The sequence below is a fragment of the Alloyangia pacifica genome (assembly GCF_003111685.1).
Classification (GTDB): Bacteria; Pseudomonadota; Alphaproteobacteria; order Rhodobacterales; family Rhodobacteraceae; genus Salipiger; species Salipiger pacificus_A.
In genome coordinates, this window is sequence record NZ_CP022189.1 from 2217157 (window position 1) to 2233083 (window position 15927).

The 15927-nt window shown below is 66.8% G+C and carries 15 protein-coding genes; 10 read left to right on the plus strand and 5 right to left on the minus strand.

Annotated features, from left to right (window positions below; all coding sequences use genetic code 11):
• The first annotated feature begins 4 nt into the window (after nt 1-4).
• On the plus strand, nt 5-457 hold the full coding sequence (locus tag CEW88_RS10680) for a phasin, PhaP (protein ID WP_108966643.1): 453 nt from the start codon (nt 5-7) through the stop codon (nt 455-457).
• Between the two features lie 195 nt (nt 458-652).
• Here the strand turns inward: CEW88_RS10680 and CEW88_RS10685 are convergent, their stop codons facing one another.
• From CEW88_RS10685 to tldD, 5 genes are all read right to left on the minus strand, one after another.
• Nucleotides 653-1279 carry a CoA transferase subunit B gene (locus tag CEW88_RS10685; protein WP_108966645.1) on the minus strand — a complete coding sequence of 209 codons (627 nt, stop codon included), beginning with the start codon at nt 1277-1279 and terminating at the stop codon, nt 653-655.
• On the minus strand, nt 1279-1983 hold the full coding sequence (locus CEW88_RS10690) for a CoA transferase subunit A (RefSeq protein ID WP_108966646.1): 705 nt from the start codon (nt 1981-1983) through the stop codon (nt 1279-1281). Before CEW88_RS10690 ends, CEW88_RS10685 begins: the two co-directional genes overlap by 1 nt.
• A gap of 282 nt (nt 1984-2265) precedes the next feature.
• A complete protein-coding gene (gene topA / locus CEW88_RS10695) occupies nt 2266-4962 on the minus strand; it encodes a type I DNA topoisomerase (protein ID WP_108966648.1) in 2697 nt (898 codons plus the stop codon).
• Between the two features lie 154 nt (nt 4963-5116).
• Nucleotides 5117-6268 carry a DNA-processing protein DprA gene (gene dprA, locus CEW88_RS10700; protein ID WP_108966650.1) on the minus strand — a complete coding sequence of 384 codons (1152 nt, stop codon included), beginning with the start codon at nt 6266-6268 and terminating at the stop codon, nt 5117-5119.
• Nucleotides 6269-6441: 173 nt separating this feature from the next.
• Complete coding sequence (gene tldD, locus CEW88_RS10705; RefSeq protein WP_108966651.1) at nt 6442-7863, minus strand: metalloprotease TldD; 1422 nt, start codon at nt 7861-7863, stop codon at nt 6442-6444.
• 186 nt (nt 7864-8049) lie between these two features.
• Between tldD and coxB the strand changes: the two genes are divergently transcribed.
• From coxB to CEW88_RS10750, 9 genes are all read left to right on the plus strand, one after another.
• Nucleotides 8050-8955: a cytochrome c oxidase subunit II gene (gene coxB / locus CEW88_RS10710; RefSeq protein WP_108966653.1), complete on the plus strand. Its 906-nt coding sequence runs from the start codon at nt 8050-8052 to the stop codon at nt 8953-8955.
• A 67-nt stretch (nt 8956-9022) separates the two neighbouring features.
• A complete protein-coding gene (gene cyoE, locus CEW88_RS10715; RefSeq protein WP_108966655.1) occupies nt 9023-9985 on the plus strand; it encodes a heme o synthase in 963 nt (320 codons plus the stop codon).
• On the plus strand, nt 9985-10164 hold the full coding sequence (locus tag CEW88_RS10720; protein WP_108966657.1) for a hypothetical protein: 180 nt from the start codon (nt 9985-9987) through the stop codon (nt 10162-10164). Before cyoE ends, CEW88_RS10720 begins: the two co-directional genes overlap by 1 nt.
• Nucleotides 10154-10738 (plus strand): cytochrome c oxidase assembly protein, encoded by a 585-nt coding sequence (locus CEW88_RS10725; RefSeq protein ID WP_108966659.1) that lies wholly within the window; start codon nt 10154-10156, stop codon nt 10736-10738. The genes CEW88_RS10720 and CEW88_RS10725 overlap by 11 nt, the downstream gene beginning before the upstream one ends.
• A 25-nt stretch (nt 10739-10763) precedes the next feature.
• Complete coding sequence (locus tag CEW88_RS10730; protein ID WP_108966661.1) at nt 10764-11564, plus strand: cytochrome c oxidase subunit 3; 801 nt, start codon at nt 10764-10766, stop codon at nt 11562-11564.
• Between the two features lie 335 nt (nt 11565-11899).
• Nucleotides 11900-12589, plus strand: coding sequence for an SURF1 family protein (locus CEW88_RS10735; protein WP_108966663.1), 690 nt, complete (start codon nt 11900-11902; stop codon nt 12587-12589).
• A gap of 6 nt (nt 12590-12595) precedes the next feature.
• The gene (gene thrC, locus CEW88_RS10740; protein WP_108966665.1) at nt 12596-13984 is read left to right on the plus strand and encodes a threonine synthase; all 1389 of its coding nucleotides are present in this window, start codon (nt 12596-12598) and stop codon (nt 13982-13984) included.
• Nucleotides 13981-15243 (plus strand): M16 family metallopeptidase, encoded by a 1263-nt coding sequence (locus CEW88_RS10745; RefSeq protein ID WP_108966667.1) that lies wholly within the window; start codon nt 13981-13983, stop codon nt 15241-15243. Before thrC ends, CEW88_RS10745 begins: the two co-directional genes overlap by 4 nt.
• Entirely contained in the window at nt 15243-15827 is a 585-nt protein-coding gene (locus CEW88_RS10750) for a GNAT family N-acetyltransferase (RefSeq protein ID WP_108966668.1), read from the plus strand. The genes CEW88_RS10745 and CEW88_RS10750 overlap by 1 nt, the downstream gene beginning before the upstream one ends.
• The last annotated feature ends 100 nt before the right edge of the window (nt 15828-15927 follow it).

Here is a 15927-nt window from a genome sequence, read left to right on the forward strand (position 1 = left end):
AAGGATGGCTAAGACTCAAGACTTCACCGCCATGATGAAGGACATGATGGGCGCGTTCCCCGTGGACACCAAGGCCATGGACGAAGCCTTCAAGACTTCTGCAACGCTGAACGAGAAACTCTCGGCGGTTGCGCTCGAAGCGGCCGGAAAGTCCACCGAGATCTCCGCCAAGTGGACCAAAGAAACGCTGGCGAAACTCTCCGACATGTCCAAGGTCAAGAAAGAGCCGGCCGACTATGCCAAGGCAATGACCGATTTCGCATCGGCGCAGGCCGAGGTCGCTGCCGAGAACATGGCCGCCTTCGCAGAGATCGCGAAGAAAGTGCAGATGGACACCGTCGAGCTGATGATGGCCGCTGGCAAGGACTTCTCCGAGGATGCCTCCGCGGCGGTCAAGAAGGCCACCGACGACATGACGGCAGCTGCCAAGAAGACCACCACGGCCGCAGCGAAATAAGACGGATTTCGCCCCGGCCTCCCCGGGGCGAGCCGCTGTTGCGCCTTTCCTCTCCTCCCATGTATCCGGCGCAATGCGTGGGGCGGGCTCATCAGAGCCCGCCCTTTTTCTGTGCCGCGCCCGGATCCGCAGAGGACGCCAAAGAAAAACGCGGCCCCGGGGGGCCGCGTTCGGATCAGGCACTGGGACCGCGCCTCAGTCGACGATGGTCGCCTCGGTTGCCGCGCGCAGCTCGTCCTCGGTGACGCCCTCGGCAGTTTCGACGATCTTCAGACCGCCCTCGACCACGTCCAGCACGCCCAGGTTGGTGATGATCCGGTCAACCACGCCCTTGCCGGTCAGCGGCAGGGTGCATTCCTTGAGCAGCTTGCTCTCGCCGTGCTTGTTGGTGTGGTCCATGACGACGATGACGCGGCCGACGCCCGCCACCAGATCCATGGCGCCGCCCATGCCCTTGACCAGCTTGCCCGGAATCATCCAATTTGCCAGGTCACCGTTCTCGGCCACCTCCATGGCGCCGAGGATGGCCGCCGCGATCTTGCCGCCGCGGATCATCGCAAAGGACATGGAGCTGTCGAAATAAGAGGTCTTGGGCAGCTCGGTGATGGTCTGCTTGCCGGCGTTGATGAGGTCCGGATCCTCTTCGCCCTCATAGGGGAAGGGGCCCATCCCCAGCATGCCGTTCTCGGACTGCAGCGTGATCTCCTTGTCGCCCACGTAGTTGGCGACAAGCGTCGGGATGCCGATCCCGAGGTTCACATACATGCCGTCTTCGAGTTCCTCGGCCGCACGCGCGGCCATCTGGTTACGATCCCAGGGCATTACACGTCCTCCCGCTTGCGCACGGTGCGCTGTTCGATCCGCTTCTCATGCTCGCCCTGGATGATGCGATGCACGAAGATGCCCGGCAGGTGAATGTGATCCGGGTCAAGCTCGCCCGGCTGCACGATCTCCTCGACCTCCATGACGCAGACCTTGCCGCACATGGCCGCCGGCGGGTTGAAGTTGCGCGCCGTCTTGCGGAACACGCAGTTGCCGGTGGTATCGGCCTTCCATGCCTTGACGATGGAAAGGTCGGCAAAAATGCCCTCTTCGAGCACGTATTCCTCGCCGCCGAAGACCTTGGTCTCCTTGCCCTCGGCCACCACGGTGCCGACACCGGTCTTGGTGTAGAAGCCCGGGATGCCCGCGCCGGCGGCGCGCATACGCTCGGCGAGCGTGCCCTGCGGGTTGAACTCGAGCTCGAGCTCGCCCGACAGGTACTGGCGCATGAACTCGGCGTTCTCGCCCACGTAGGAGCTCATCATCTTCTTGATCTGCTTGGTGTCGAGCAGCTTGCCAAGGCCGAAGCCGTCGACGCCGCAGTTGTTCGACGCGATCGTCAGATCCTTGACGCCGCTCTCGACCATGGCGTCGATCAGCAGCTCGGGGATGCCGCAAAGGCCAAAGCCGCCCGCCGCGATGGTCATCCCGTCGAAGAGCAGCCCGTCCAGCGCCTCTGCGGCGGAGCCGTAAACTTTCTTCATTCCGTCCTCCCGAAAGAAAGAGTCTGCGAGACTTGTCACCCGCGGGACCCGCAGAGTCAACGAAGCCTCCCCCGCCGTTCGCGGGGTTCGCGCCAAGTCACTTTCGCATGCGCAGCAAACTGGCGCCGCGATGCAGCATTCCCAAGATTGGCGCGCAAGGGCAAGCCCTTTTCTTCTAGGCGGAAATGTCCCCGTCCGGGGCGCAGGGGCGCAACGCCGGACGTGCAACGGCCCGCGCCAACGGGGGCGCGGGCCGATCCGCCGTGCGTAATCTGGGCGCGCTCAGTCGTCGCCCGCTTTCGCCGCAGTCTTCTTCGCCGGCGTCTTCTTCGCGGTTGTCTTTTTCGCCGTGGTCTTCTTGGTGGTCGTCTTCTTCGCCGCAGCCTTTTTCGGGGCGGCTTTCTTCTTTCCGGACTTCGCGGCCTTCTCGGCGATCCACTCGAGCGCCTGTTCCATGGTGACGCTCTCGGGGTCCGTATCCTTGGGCAGGGTGGCGTTCACCTTTTCCCATTTCACGTAAGGCCCGTAGCGCCCGTCGAAGATGGCAATCTTGCCGCCGTCCGGGTGATCGCCCAGCTCTTTCAGCGCCTTGGCCGCCGCACGGCCGCGCCCGCCGGGGTTGGCGCGCTTCTCGGCCAGCATCTCGACCGCGCGGTTCATGCCGATCTCGAAGACATCCGCCGGGTCCTTGAGGTTGACGTAGGTCGGCTTCGCGTCGTCGGGCAGCTGGTGCATGATGTAGGGGCCGAAGCGCCCGAAGTTGCTCGACACCGTGCCGCCCTCGGGGTGCTCGCCCACTTCGCGCGGCAGCGAGAGCAGCACAAGCGCCTTCTCCAACGTCATCTCGTCCTTGGACCAGCCGCGCGGCAGCGAGGCCCGCGGCGGCTTCTTGTTCTCGGGGGTCGGCTCGCCGCGCTGCACGTAGGGGCCGAAGCGCCCGGCCTTGAGCCAGATCTCGTCACCCTGATCCTCGCCAAGCAGCCGCTCGTCGCCCTCGGCCCCCTCGCCCGCGATCGGGCGGGTGTAGGTGCATTCGGGGTAGTTGCCGCAGCCGACGAAGCCGCCGGTGCGCGAGGTCTTGAGGTGCAGCTGGCCGGTGCCGCACTTGGGGCAGACGCGCGGGTCGGAGCCGTCCTCGCGCGGCGGGTAGAGCTGCGGCGCCAGCGCATCGTCGAGCACGTCCAGCACCTCGGAGATCCGCAGCTCGGAGGTCTCGGAAATCGCCGCCGAGAAGTCGCGCCAGAACTTGCCCAGCAGTGCCTTCCAGTCCATCTCGCCCGCCGAGACCTCGTCGAGCTCGTTCTCGAGCTCGGCGGTGAACTCGTAGCCCACGTACTTGCGGAAGAAGTTGAGCAGGAAGATCGTGACGATCCGGCCCTTGTCCTCGGGGATCAGGCGGTTCTGCTCTTTCTTGACGTATTCGCGGTCCTGGATGGTGGTGATCACCGACGCATAGGTCGACGGCCGCCCGATGCCGAGCTCCTCCATCCGCTTGACCAGCGTCGCCTCGGTGTAGCGCGGCGGCGGCTGGGTAAAGCTCTGAGTGCCCAGCACGGCACTGTTGTCCGACAGGATCGACGACACGCCGGAGGCGGCGGTGGCGCGTTCGGCCGCCTTCTCGTGCTGCGCCTTGAGGCCCGACTTGGCAAAAGCAGCATTCTCGCCCTGCATGATCTGCGGGAGGCGATTGTCGTCGTCATCCGCGACATCATCGCGGCCCTCTTCGTAGATCTTCAGGAAGCCGTCGAAGACGATGACCTGGCCGGTGGCGCGCAGGCCGACCTGCTGGTCGTCCGAGCCGATCTCGACCGTGGTGCGCTCGAGCTTCGCGGCCTCCATCTGGCAGGCGAGCGTGCGCTTCCAGATCAGGTCGTAGAGCTTGCGCTGGTCGTCCTCGCGCAGCTTCAGATCGCCCGCGTCCTTCGTCATGTCGGTCGGGCGGATGCACTCGTGCGCTTCCTGCGCGTTCTTGGCCTTGTTCTTGTAGATGCGCGGGCTGCCCGGCACGTAGTCCTTGCCGAAGCGGTCGGCGATGGCTTCGCGGCAGGCGGTGACCGCCTCGGGGGCCATGTCGATGCCGTCGGTCCGCATGTAGGTGATGTGCCCCGCCTCGTAGAGCCGCTGCGCCGCGTTCATGCAGGCGCGCGCACCCATGCCGAACTTGCGGCTCGCCTCCTGCTGCAGGGTCGAGGTCATGAAGGGCGCCGAGGGGTTGCGCGTGCTGGGCCGCGCCTCGACCGAGAGGATCTTCAGCGCGCGCTTGGCCACGGCCTGAACCGCCATCTCGGCCTGGGTGGCGTTCTCGAGATCGTAGCGGTCGAGCTTCTTGCCGGCGAGCGTGGTTAGCCGGGCCTCGAATTCCTGCCCGCGCGGCGTCGAGAGCAGCGCCTTGACCTGCCAGTATTCGCGCGGGTTGAACGCCTCGATCTCCATCTCGCGCTCGACGATGAGCCGCAGGCAGACCGATTGCACCCGGCCCGCCGAGCGCGCGCCCGGCAGCTTGCGCCAGAGCACCGGCGAGAGGTTGAAGCCGACGAGGTAGTCGAGTGCCCGGCGGGCGAGATAGGCCTCGACCAGTGGCGCGTCGATCTCGCGCGGGTTCTGCATCGCCTCGGTGACGGCGGCCTTTGTGATCGCGTTGAAGGTCACCCGGCTCACGGCCGTGTCCTTCTTGATCGAGCGGCGCTTGGTCAGCGCCTCCTTCAGGTGCCATGAGATTGCCTCGCCCTCGCGATCGGGGTCGGTCGCGAGAATGAGCGCGTTGTCGTTTTTCAGCGCTTCGGCGATGGCGGCGACGTGCTTGCGCGAGTCGCTGCCGATCTCCCAGGTCATGTCGAAGTCGTGCTCCGTGTCGACCGATCCATCCTTGGCCGGCAGGTCGCGCACGTGACCGTAGGAGGCGAGCACCGTGTAGTCGGATCCCAGATACTTGTTGATTGTCTTGGCCTTGGCCGGGGATTCGACGACGACGACGGGCATTAATGAGACCTCATTGCAACGCTGTGCTCAAAACGGCTTGCCTGCCGCTATGGCGGCGCAACATGTGGGACGCAAGGGGGAAATGTCAATGTGGGACGCTCGCGGGCCCCTTGCAACAAAGGAAGATTGCCGCGATCTGGCGCGGAACCCGGGATCAGGAAGGGCGGCTGAGCAGCCCGCCGGGACGGCGTTCAAGCCGGCCCTCGAGCTCCAGATCGGTGAGCGCCGGGGCGATCTGCCCGACCGCGCCGCCAAGGTCGCGGATCACCTGATCCTCGGGCACCGGCACTGGTCCGAGCCGGTCGAGGATGCGCTGATGCAGTGCCAGCGTCTCGGCCCGGCTGCGGCGCTCGGGCGGCGGCGCAGGAATCTCCTCGATCACCTCCACGAGGTCGGGCGGCTCCGGCCGGGCCAGCGCTTCGATCACGTCTTCGGCATGGCGCACCAGCTGGGCGCCGTCCCGCAAGAGCAGGTTGCAGCCCCCGGCCCGCCCGTCGAGCGGATGGCCCGGCACCGCCAGGACCTCGCGCCCCTGGTCGAGCGCGCAGCGCGCGGTGATCAGCGAGCCAGACTTCACCGCCGCCTCGATCACCACGACACCCCGAGCCATGCCCGAGACGATGCGGTTGCGTGTCGGGAAATGCCGGGCCTGCGGCTGCACGCCCATGGGCTGCTCGGACAGCAGCACACCGCGCGCCCGAATCTCGGCGGCAAGCATCGCGTTGTCCTTGGGGTAAATGACGTCGACGCCGCCAGCCATGACCGCCGCCGTGCCGCCGCCGGCACCCTCCAGCGCCGCGCGGTGCGCCTCGGCGTCGATGCCGCGCGCCAGACCCGACACCACCAGCCAGCCAGCCTCGGCAAGCCCGCGCGCCAGCAGCCGCGCCGTGCGGGCCCCGAGCGACGAGGCATTGCGTGCGCCCACCAGCGCGACGGTGGGGCGGCGCAGCAGCGGTCCCTGCCCGATCACCCAAAGCAGCGGCGGCGCATCCTCCAGCTCGGCAAGCGCGGGCGGGTAGTCCGGCCCGCCACGAAACACCAATCGGGCCCCGGCACGCGTGCCGGCCTCGAGTTCGGCCAGGACCACGCCCGCGGGACAGGTCCTGTAGTCCTCGACACCGGCCTCGGCCGCCACAGCAGGCAGCGCCGCCAGCCCCGCCGCGGCCGTTCCATGTTCCGACAGCAGCCGCCAGAAGGTCGATGGCCCCACTCGGCGCGAGCGCAAGAGACGGAGCCAGTCCAGCCGGTCGGCTTCCGTGGTGGGTGGGAGTGGGGGGTGGTTGGAAGTCTGTCTGGGCCCGGTCATCCTGATCCCGCCTCTTGCGAGATCCTCTCTACCCGATGACTGGTTAAGCAAGCATGAAGCGCCGCGCTGCACGGCGTCCGCCCTGTCGTCCTGGGCCAAGCGTTCCGGGGAGCGCGAGGGGCAGCGCCCCTCGCCCCGAACCCAGCCCCGCGCCCGCTGCGCGGCGCCGGGCCTCAGCTGCCGGCGCCGCCCACGGTCAGCCCGCCGATCATCACGGTCGGCTGGCCCACGCCCACCGGCACCCATTGCCCCTGCTTGCCGCAATTGCCCATACCCGGGTCGAGCGCCATGTCATTCCCCAGCGCCCGCACGTGCTGCAGCGCGGTCGCCCCGTCGCCGATCAGCGTCGCGCCCTTCACCGGGGCGCCGACCTTGCCGTTCTTCACCCGGTAGGCCTCGGTGCAGGAGAAGACGAACTTGCCGTTGGTGATGTCCACCTGGCCGCCGCCGAAGCCCACCGCCCAGATGCCGTCCTTGAGGTCCGCCACGATGTCCTGCGGGTCGGCGGCACCGCCCTCCATGATCGTGTTGGTCATCCGCGGCATGGGCGCATGGGCATAGCTCTCGCGGCGACCGTTGCCGGTGGCCGCGACCCCCATCAGCCGGGCGTTCTGCCGGTCCTGCATGTAGCCCACGAGGATGCCGTCCTCGATCAGCACGTTGCGCGCCGAGGGCGTGCCCTCGTCGTCCACCGAGATCGAGCCGCGGCGATCCGGCAGAGTGCCGTCGTCGACCACCGTAACGCCCGGTGCCGCAACGCGCTGGCCCATCAGGCCGGCGAAAGCCGAGCTGCCCTTGCGGTTGAAGTCGCCCTCGAGCCCGTGGCCCACTGCCTCGTGCAGAAGGATGCCCGGCCAGCCCGGCCCGAGCACGATGTCCATGACCCCGGCGGGCGCATCCTCGGCCCGCAGGTTGACGAGCGCCACGCGCAGCGCCTCGCGCGCCTGCGCCTGCCAGGCCGACGGCTCCAGCAGCCCGTCCAGCAGGTAGCGCCCGCCGCCCGAGGCCGCCCCCTGCTCGCGCCGGCCGTTCTCCTCGACGATGACGGACACGGTGACGCGCGTCATCGGCCGCACGTCCGAGACCAGCCCGCCCTCGGGCCGCAGGATCGCGACCTCTTGGCACGACGCGGCGATGGTGGCCGTCACCTGCACCACCCGCGGATCGAGGTCGCGGGCAAAGGCGTCGATCTCGCGCAGCGTCTCGAGCTTGACCGAGAAGCTGTGCCCCGCAATCGGATCTGCGTCAGTGTAGAGTTTGCGGTTGGTGCCCGCGGGCGGCGGGGCGAGGACGCCGCCGCCATCGCCGACCGCAAGACGGGCGGTCTCGACGGCGCGGGTGATCGCCTGTTCTGAGATCTCGGTGGAATGGGCGTAGCCCGCCACCTCGCCACGCACCGCGCGCAGGCCGAATCCCTCGGAGGCGTCGTAGCTGGCGGTCCTGATTCGCCCGTCGTCGAGCACCAAAGCCTCGCCGCGGCGGCGTTCGAGGAACAATTCGCCGTCATCCGCCCCCGCGACAGCATTACGCAGCTGCCCCAGTGTGCGGTCCAGATCGAGGGCCGTTTCAAAGGGCCGGAAGGGGCTTTCGCTCATGGGATCATCCTTTTAGATTTGATCTGGATCAAAAAAGTGCGCTTTTGCCGCAAGCGTTCATCTTTATTTGATGGGCGCAATGTGCTTTTTAAAGTCCACAACAACAGGGAGGAGGCTCTTCGGGCGGCGGCTCGGGGGTGAATCCTCCTGTCCGCAGAGAAGAATGACAACCGGATCAGGTGATACATGCGTAAACTATCGATGCTGACGGGCCGCGCCACCGGCACCCTCGCCGCAGCCCTCGCCGCTGTGCAGGCCGCGCCCGCCATGGCGCAGGACTCGCTGGAGCTGGTCGGCCACCCGCAGGCCGGCGGCGTGGGCTTCCAGCCCGCCGCGACCGAGCTGGCGCGCGATCTTCATTGGCTCGACGGGATGCTGCTGGTCATCATCACCGCGATCTGCATCCTGGTCATCGCGCTGCTGGCCTTCGCCGCGGTGCGCTTCAACAGGAAATCGAACCCGAACCCCAAAAGCTTCACGCACAATTCGCCGCTGGAGATCGCCTGGACCCTTGGTCCGATCGTGATTCTCGTGGTGATCGGGGCCTTCTCGCTGCCGGTGCTGTTCAAGCAGCAGGAAATCCCCGAGGGCGACGTGGTCATCAAGGTCACCGGCTACCAGTGGTACTGGGGCTATGAATACGTTGGCACCGACCTCGGCTACGAAGGCTACATGATCGGTGCGCCGGCCACCGGCGGCGACAACCGCATGAACCCCGAGGTCTCTGCCCAGCTGCAGGAAGCCGGCTACAGCGACAGCGAGTTCCTGCTCGCCACCGACAGCGCCGTGGTCGTGCCCGTGGGCAAGACCGTGGTCATGCAGGTGACCGGGGCCGACGTGATCCACTCCTGGACCATCCCCGCCTTCGGCGTGAAGCAGGACGCCGTTCCGGGCCGCATCGCCGAGCTGTGGTTCAAGCCCGAGCGCGAAGGCGTGTTCTTCGGCCAGTGCTCGGAACTTTGCGGCATCAGCCACGCCTACATGCCGATCACCGTCAAGGTGGTCAGCCAGGAGGTCTACGACGCCTGGCTCGCCGCCTCGCAGGACGAGGGCGGCTACGTCGACGTGCGCCAGTTCCTCGCCGCGTCGTAACTCTTTACACCACGGAGGCGCGCCCCGAGGAGGAGGGCGCGTTTCCAAGACCTGAATCGAGACCCAGATGAGCGACCTCACCACCAATCCCGCAGCCCAGGCAGCCCGCGTGTCCGAGTACGACGCGCAGTTCGGCGATTATTTCGCCCTGCTCAAGCCGCGCGTCATGACGCTGGTGGTCTTCACCGCCTTCGTCGGCCTGTTGGCCGCTCCGGTTCCGGTTCACCCCTTCATCGGCTTCTGCGCGATCCTCTTCATCGCCGTGGGTGGCGGCGCCTCGGGCGCGCTGAACATGTGGTGGGACGCCGACATCGACGCGGTGATGAAGCGCACCGCCAAGCGTCCGATCCCCTCGGGCCGCGTGCAGGCCGGCGAGGCACTGGCCATCGGGCTCGCGCTCTCGGGCTTCTCCTGCGTCTTCCTGGCGCTCGCCACCAACGTGCTCGCGGGGGGGCTGCTGGCTTTCACCATCTTCTTCTACGTGGTGATCTACACCATGTGGCTGAAGCGCTCGACGCCGCAGAACATCGTCATTGGCGGCGCCGCGGGCGCCTTCCCTCCGATGATCGGCTGGGCCGCCGCGACCGGGTCGGTCAGCGTCGAGGCCGTGCTGATGTTCTGCCTGACCTTCATGTGGACCCCGCCGCACTTCTGGGCGCTGGCGCTGTTCATGCGCTCCGATTACGACGACGCGAAGGTGCCGATGCTGACCGTGACCCATGGCCGCCGCTCGACCCGCATGCATATCCTCGTCTACACCATCTTGCTGGCCGCGCTGGCCATCGGCACCGGCTTCACCTCGGTGGGCGGACCGATCTACCTTGCGGTGGCGCTGGTGCTGAACGTACTCTTCCTCAAGGGTGCCTGGGACATCTTCCGCCGCGACGAGACCATGTCCGAGGCGGACAACTTCAAAACCGAAAAGAGCTTCTTCAAACTCTCGCTGCTCTACCTCTTCGCGCATTTCGGCGCGATCCTGGTCGAGGCGGGGCTGGCCCGTTTCGGCATCGATCTTCTGGGGGCTTTCTGATGGGCATTGCGCACGAACACGAGCTGCACCAGCGCCGCCGCGGGCGCAATATCGGCGTCGGGCTGACCCTGGCTGCCTTCATCGCGATCGTCTTTGGGCTGACCATGGTGAAGATCGGCTCGGGGGACTTCGGCGCCGCCAACGCCCCGCAGCAGGAAGAGGTCCAGAATGGCAACTAAGGGGACCACAAAAACCCTCTGGTCGCTGATCGGCGTGGTGGTCTTCATGGGCGCCATGGCCTGGGCAGCGGTGCCCTTTTACAACTGGTTCTGCCGGGTCACCGGGTATGGCGGCACCACCAACGTGGCCACCGGGGAATCCTCGCAGATCCTCGACCAGACCATCAAGATCCGCTTCGATGCCTCCAAGGATCGCGGCTTCCCCTGGGAGTTCAAGCCGCTGCAGACCGAGATGACGCTGCGCATCGGCGAGGACGGGCTGGCCTTCTACGAGGCCTACAACCCCACCGACCGCCCGATTGCCGGACAGGCCGCCTACAACGTGGCCCCCTATGACGCGGGCGCCTATTTCAGCAAGATCGAGTGCTTCTGCTTCACCGAGCAGGTGCTCATGCCCGGCGAGCGGGTGGAAATGCCGGTGAGCTTCTACGTCGACCCGGAGATCGTCAACGATCCCGACGCGAAGTTCGCCAAGCACATCACGCTCAGCTACACATTCTACGAGATCGACCTGCCAGAGGAGACGCAGGCCGCTCTCGCCAAAGAGGAAGCGGACACCAGTTCCGTGAACTGACCGCCTGACCAACGAGGGAATCGAGATGGCGCATGCAAAGAACCACGACTACCACATCCTGCCTCCATCAGCCTGGCCGCTGATCGGCTCGGCCTCTGCCTTCGTCATGCTCTTCGGCGCGGTGCTGTGGATGCACGACCACGGGCCGTGGATTTTCCTCGCGGGCTTCGTCGGCGTGCTCTACACCATGTTCGGCTGGTGGTCGGACGTGATCGCGGAAAGCCGGGTGGGCGACCATACCCCGGTGGTGCAGATCGGCCTGAAGTACGGCTTCATCCTCTTCATCATGTCCGAGGTGATGTTCTTCTTCGCCTGGTTCTGGTCGTTCTTCAAACACGCGCTCTACCCGATGGGTCCCAACTCGCCGGCCGTCGACGGCGTCTGGCCGCCCGCGGGGATCGAGACCTTTGATCCTTGGCACCTGCCGCTGATCAACACGCTGATCCTGCTCTGCTCTGGCGCCGCGGTGACCTGGGCGCACCACGCGCTGGTGCATGAGAACAACCGCCAGGACATGAAGTGGGGCCTGATCATCGGCATCGCGCTCGGCGTACTCTTCACCGTCTTCCAGGCCTATGAGTACACCCACGCGGCCTTCGGCTTCTCGGGCAACATCTACGGCGCCAACTTCTTCATGGCGACGGGCTTCCACGGCACCCATGTGATCATCGGCACGATCTTCCTCTTCGTCTGCCTGCTGAGGCTAATGAAGGGCGACTTCACCCCGACCAAGCACATCGGCTTCGAGGCCGCCGCCTGGTATTGGCACTTCGTCGACGTCGTGTGGCTCTTCCTCTTCGCCTCGGTCTACATCTGGGGCGGCTGAGCCAGGCCCCCACGCTTCGTCCTTCGGGACCGCAGACGCCCGCCCCTTTCGGCGGGCGTTTCGCATCTGCCCGACGCCGCGCGCGACGGCAGGGCTTCGGCAAACGTGCTTGCAGAAGAGAAGACGCAGCGGCAGCGCGCGTCTTCTCTTTCCAGATATGCCGGGGTGACTGCGGCGCATCCGCAGAAGAGCGGACGCCCTGCTCTTTGGCTGCAGTTCCCGCCCCTCTTGCAAGGCCGCTCAATCGCGCCTTGATGTGCCCCGCGCAGAGGCGCTAAAGCAGGCGGGACGCACAGGCGCCCCGACCCTCGACTGAAAGCTGGACCCGGACCTACGTGACCCGCTACCTCGCTCCTCTCCTCTTTGGCCTGATCGGCGCCGGGATCCTGGTCTCCCTGGGCAGTTGGCAGCTGCGCCGGCTCGAATGGAAAGAGGCCGTGCTGGCCGAGATCGACAGCCGCATCTCCGGCCCGGCCGAGCCCCTGCCGCAAATGATCTCGCCCGACGAACAGCGCTACCAGCCGGTCGCCCTGCAGGGCGAAATCCTGCCCGGCGAAATCCGCGTGCTGGTCAGCCAAAAGCAGGTCGGCGCGGGCTATCGGATCATCTCGCCCTTTCGGGTCGAGGGGGCGCCGAGCGGGCCGCGGCGGCTGCTGCTCGACCGCGGCTTCACCGCCGATGCCGACAAGGACGCCGCGCGCAGCACCGGTCCGGTCACTGTGACCGGCAACCTGCACTGGCCGGACGACCGCAACAGCGCGACTCCGGAGAATGACCTCAAGGCGAACATCTGGTTCGCCAGGGACATCGGCGCCATGGCCGAGGTGCTGCAGACTGAGCCGCTGCTCGTCGTCGCGCGCGAGATCGACCCCGCCGACCCCAAGATAGAGCCGCTGCCGGTCAGCCCCAGCGGTATTCCAAACGATCACCTGCAATATGCCATCACCTGGTTCTCGCTGGCCGTGGTGTGGCTGATCATGACCGGCTATTACATCCGTCGGCAGTCTAAGACAGGAAAGGCCTGAGCCCTCATGCGCTACATCTCGACCCGCGGCAAAGCCCCGGCGCTCAGCTTCGAAGAGGCCATGCTCTCTGGCCTTGCCCGTGACGGCGGCCTCTATGTGCCCGAGACGGTGCCGGTGATGACCCCTGGCGACATCCGCGCGCTGAACGGGCTATCCTACGAGGAAGTCGCCTTTCGCGTCATGCGCCCCTTCGTCGGCGACACGTTCAGCGACGAGACCTTCGGCGATCTGATCTCCAGGGCCTATGCCGGTTTCGGCCACAACGCCCGCGCGCCGATGGTGCAGCTGGCACCGAACCACTTCCTGCTGGAGCTGTTCCACGGCCCGACGCTGGCGTTCAAGGACTTCGCCATGCAGCTCATCGGCCAGCTCTTCCAGGAAGCGCTGACCCGTCGCGGCGAGCGCGTCACCATCGTCGGCGCAACCTCGGGTGACACCGGCTCGGCGGCGATCGAGGCCTTCAAGGGGCTCGACGCGGTGGATGTGTTCATCCTCTTCCCGCATGGCCGCGTCTCGGAGGTCCAGCGCCGCCAGATGACCACGCCGCCCGAGGCCAATGTCCACGCCCTCGCGCTCGACGGGCATTTCGACGACTGCCAGGCCAAGCTCAAGGACATGTTCAACGACTTCACCTTCCGCGACGACGTGCGGCTGGCGGGGGTCAACTCGATCAACTGGGCCCGGGTGCTGGCGCAGGTGGTCTACTATTTCTCGTCGGCGGTCTCGCTCGGCGCGCCGGACCGCAAGGTCAGCTTCACCGTGCCCACCGGCAACTTCGGCGACATCTTCGCCGGCTACATCGCCAAGAAGATGGGTCTGCCCATCGACCGGCTGGTGGTGGCGACCAACCAGAACGACATCCTGCACCGCTGCCTGTCGACCGGCGACTACCAGACCTCGGAAGTGCACCCGTCGATCAGCCCCTCGATGGACATCCAGGTGAGCAGCAACTTCGAGCGCGCGCTCTTCGATGCCTACGGCCGCGACGGTGCGGCCGTGGCGCAGCTGATGGACGAGCTGAAAGCGGGCGGCTTCCACGTCAGCCAGGGCGCGCTGCAGGCGCTGCGCGAGCATTTCGAGAGCGGCCGCGGCTCGGAAGACGAAACCCTGGCCACCATCGCGCAGGCGCGCGAGACCATGGGCGAGCTGCTGTGCCCGCATTCCGCCATCGGCGTGAAGGTCGCCGAGGAGCATCGCACCCCCTCGGTGCCGATGATCACCCTCGCCACCGCGCATCCCGCCAAGTTCCCCGACGCCGTCGAGAAGGCCAGCGGCATCCGCCCGCCCCTGCCCGCGCGCATGGCCGACCTCTTTGACCGCCCCGAGCGTGTCACCCGCGTGCCCAATGACCTTGCGGCACTCGAAACCCTCATCCGGGAGCGTATCTCCAAGTGACCGTGCAACTCACCACCCTTACGAACGGCTTTCGCGTCGTCTCGGAAAACGTCCCCGGCCTGCAGTCGGCCTCGCTTGGCATCTGGGTCACCGCCGGGGGCCGCAACGAGCGGCTCGAGCAAAACGGCATTGCCCATTTCCTCGAGCACATGGCGTTCAAGGGCACCAAGACCCGCAGCGCGCTGCAGATCGCCGAGGCGATCGAGGACGTGGGCGGCTACATCAATGCCTATACCTCGCGCGAGGTGACGGCCTATTACGCCCGCGTGCTGGAGAACGACACCAAGCTCGCCATGGACGTGATCGGGGACATCCTGCTCAACCCGATCTTCGAGCCCAAGGAGATCGAGACCGAACGGCACGTGATCCTGCAGGAAATCGGCCAGGCGCTCGACACGCCCGATGACGTGATCTTCGACTGGCTGCAAGAGCAGGCCTATGGTGGACAGGCGCTCGGGCGCACCATCCTCGGCGAGGCAGCCAACGTGAAGGGCTTCGGGCGCGACGATCTCGCCAACTTTGTCACCGAGCACTACGGGCCGGGCCAGATGATCCTTTCGGCCGCCGGTGCGGTCGATCACGAGGCGCTGGTGGCGCAGGCCGAGGCGCTCTTTGGCCACATGGCACCGCGCCTTGCGCCGATCGCCGAGAACGCGCGGTTCACCGGCGGAGAGTTCCGCCGCGAGAAGACGCTCGAGCAGGCGCATCTGGCGCTGGCCTTCGAGGGGCCGGGCTATCGCGACCCCGCCTTCTACACCGCGCAAATCTACTCGATCGCGCTGGGGGGAGGCATGTCCTCGCGGCTGTTCCAGGAGATCCGCGAAAAGCGCGGCCTGTGCTACACGATCTTCTCGCAGACCGGCGCCTATGCGGAAACCGGGCTCAACACGATCTACGCCGGAACCTCCGGCGAGGAAGTCGGCGAGCTTGCCCGGCTGACCATCGACGAGATGAAGCGCGCCGCTGACGACATGTCGCCCGAGGAGGTCGCCCGCGCCCGCGCGCAGATGAAGGCCGGGCTGCTGATGGGGCTGGAAAGCTCGTCCTCCCGCGCCGAGCGCATGGCGCGCATGGTGCAGATCTGGGGCGAGGTGCCGCCGATCGAGGAGACGGTCGAGAAGATCGACAATGTCACCACCGGCGACGTGCGCGACTTCGCCGAGACCGTCGCCGCCGAGGCGCCTGCGGCGCTGGCGCTCTACGGGCCGGTCTCGGGCGCGCCGGGGCTGGACGAACTGCAGGCGCAGCGGGCCGCGTGATGCTGGGACGGCGGCGGAAGTTCAGGCTCGACAGCGAGCGCCTGATCCTGCGCCCGCCGCTCCACGGCGATTTCAACGCCTGGGTCGCGCTGCGGTTGCAGAGCAAGGAATACCTCACCCCCTGGGAGCCGTCCTGGGCCGAGGATCACCTGTCGCGGCGCGCCTTCACCAACCGCGTGTACTGGGCGCAGCGCTCGATCAACGCGGGCTCAGCGGTGCCGCTCTTCATTGTCCGGCGCGAAGACCAGCTGCTGATCGGAGCGATCACCCTCGACAACATCCGGCGCGGCCCGGCGCAGTCGGGCACGCTCGGCTACTGGACCGGCCAGCCTTTCGCCCGTCACGGCTACATGCGCGAGGCGATCGCGGCGCTGGTACATCACGCCTTCACCGCGATGGACCTCAGCCGCATCGAAGCTGCCTGCCTGCCGGAGAACGTTCCCTCGCGAGGGTTGCTGGAAAGCTCGGGCTTCAAGTACGAGGGCGTGGCGCAGAGCTATCTGCAGATCAATGGCCGCTGGCGCACCCATGTGCTTTACAGCGCGCTGCGGCTGGACCGGCGCGGGCGGACACAGGTCGGCTGATGGCCCGCCCGGGAGGGGCGCTGCCGCGCGTTCGCGGAGCGCCCAAAGCTTACCCCACGTAAATTTTAACTTCGCGCGGGGCCATCCGGCTTAGGCTGCT